Here is a 1634-nt window from a genome sequence, read left to right as displayed (position 1 = left end):
TCCCGCGCTTCGCGTTGATCTGACCCTGAGCGACGGTGTGATCGACATTGCGACGGCAGGACTGGACGTAGCCGTCCGCGTGGCATTGATTAAACCTTCGGACATGATCGCGACGAGGTTGGCCGACAATCCATTCACGCTTTGCGCGTCGCCGGGCTACGTCGCTCGTTTCGGAGAACCCACCACGATAGAGGACCTGGCGGCCCATCGGTGCATCAAGCTTCACGCGATGGACACTTGGCCATTCACGCGGGAGGGCGAGACGCACCGGGTGCGGATTAGCGGTCCATTATCAGCCAGCACCGTCGACGCGGTTCGGGCCGCCTGCATCGCGGGCGTCGGAATCGCCATGTTGACCTACTGGGATGTGAACAAGCAGATCGGGGGCGGAGAACTGCAACGTATTGTCCTCGCTGATGTCAAACCGCTCGAGATAGGGATATGGGCCGTTTTCCCAACCCGCACGCAGATGCCGGCACGGGTGCGGGCATTCATTGACGCTTTGCGAGATCGGCTGCTTGCTGGGACCGATACAGGTCCCATGCGGACCACAAAGTAAGTAAGCCCCAACATGAGCAACAAGATGAATTCTACAAAGACGTTCTTTTTTGGAGATGCCGTCTCTGCTTGCCGGGAACACCCACTCTTCAATCGGGATCAGCGGTTCGGCTATGAAATATTCCCGGCATTGTTTGATTGAGGCACTGAGGTTCGTCGAGGCGATGCGATGCGCGGGGTAAATCGCGCTGACCGGAAGCTTTTCGGTAGTGAAACTGACCAGGAGTGGGACCAGGCGGCCAGCGAGCACACTCGCTATCACTTGGTAGGAGGGAGTTCTGGAAATGCCGAGGCCCGCTTCCGCGGCCACGATCGCTGCATCACCGCTGTTCACGGTCAATCTGGGCTCGACACGAACGAGTTTGCCGGCCGATCCGAAGCGCCACTCGTTGGTCGCGTCCGGGCTTTCGAATGCAATAATATCTTGGGCCGATATGTCGCTGGGCGCTTTCGCCGTTCCGCGACGCTCCAGATAGGCGGGGCTCGCCACCGAGCTTGAAAGAAATTGATGAACAGGCGCGTCAATGCGTATAGCTTTGCGAGTTCGGGCGTAGCGATCGACCTTCAAACCGGCGAAAACCCACGATTCTCCGAACGATGGCGCCATTCTTTTGCTCGACAAAGGCCTGATTATTTTTCCAATAAGGTCGGCAGCGCGTGAGCTCCATTCCGTCGCGAAGGCAATAGTCTCTAACGGTCTCGTTCATAAACACACTGTCGTTGTCCGTGTCGAAGCCCAGGAGGGAAAACGGCAACAGTTTTCGCAGCTCGGTCAGCGCTGTCATCAAAACAGTTTGCTCGCGCACCAGCATGGCGCGCACTCCGTTCAACCCGAGGCAATATCAGTCAGCACCAGCGTCTGCGTAAAAGGCCCCTTTGGCGAACGGGCCAGAGTGCGATACAAATCAGCCTCGACAAAACCCGGCGCCGGGTTATCCCAGTCAGAGAAGGTGCGGATCGGAACGCTGCGCCGGATTGCTGTCGAGGCTTACGCCGCCGCGGCCCTGTGGCGCTGATCCTTGTTTCTCTCAAGACGCGATCGATCGTGGCCGGCTCGTGACGAGCGATTGCTCGCG

3 protein-coding genes and 1 pseudogene are annotated in these 1634 nt (G+C 58.4%); 1 reads left to right on the top strand and 3 read right to left on the bottom strand.

Annotation, left to right across the window (positions count from 1 at the left end):
• A partial coding sequence (locus tag GSQ92_RS30565) for a hypothetical protein (RefSeq protein WP_216857002.1) occupies positions 1-208 on the bottom strand: 208 nt, incomplete at its 3' end.
• Between GSQ92_RS30565 and GSQ92_RS32000 the strand changes: the two genes are divergently transcribed.
• Complete coding sequence (locus GSQ92_RS32000; protein ID WP_371418610.1) at positions 119-559, top strand: substrate binding domain-containing protein; 441 nt, start codon at positions 119-121, stop codon at positions 557-559. The two genes, GSQ92_RS30565 and GSQ92_RS32000, sit on opposite strands and share 90 nt — an antisense overlap.
• A 129-nt stretch (positions 560-688) precedes the next feature.
• Here the strand turns inward: GSQ92_RS32000 and GSQ92_RS31995 are convergent.
• Positions 689-1165, bottom strand: a pseudogene (locus GSQ92_RS31995) (LysR substrate-binding domain-containing protein); the annotation flags it as partial.
• Positions 1080-1370 (bottom strand): hypothetical protein, encoded by a 291-nt coding sequence (locus GSQ92_RS31990; protein WP_159014620.1) that lies wholly within the window; start codon positions 1368-1370, stop codon positions 1080-1082. The pseudogene GSQ92_RS31995 and the gene GSQ92_RS31990, both read right to left, overlap by 86 nt.
• Positions 1371-1634 lie beyond the last annotated feature (264 nt).

Origin of the sequence: Acidisoma sp. S159 (genome assembly GCF_009766125.1) — a bacterium.
In the GTDB taxonomy this organism is placed as follows: Bacteria; Pseudomonadota; Alphaproteobacteria; order Acetobacterales; family Acetobacteraceae; genus Acidisoma.
The sequence above is the reverse complement of the archived record's forward strand: the minus strand, read 5'-3'. Positions and strand labels throughout refer to the sequence as shown.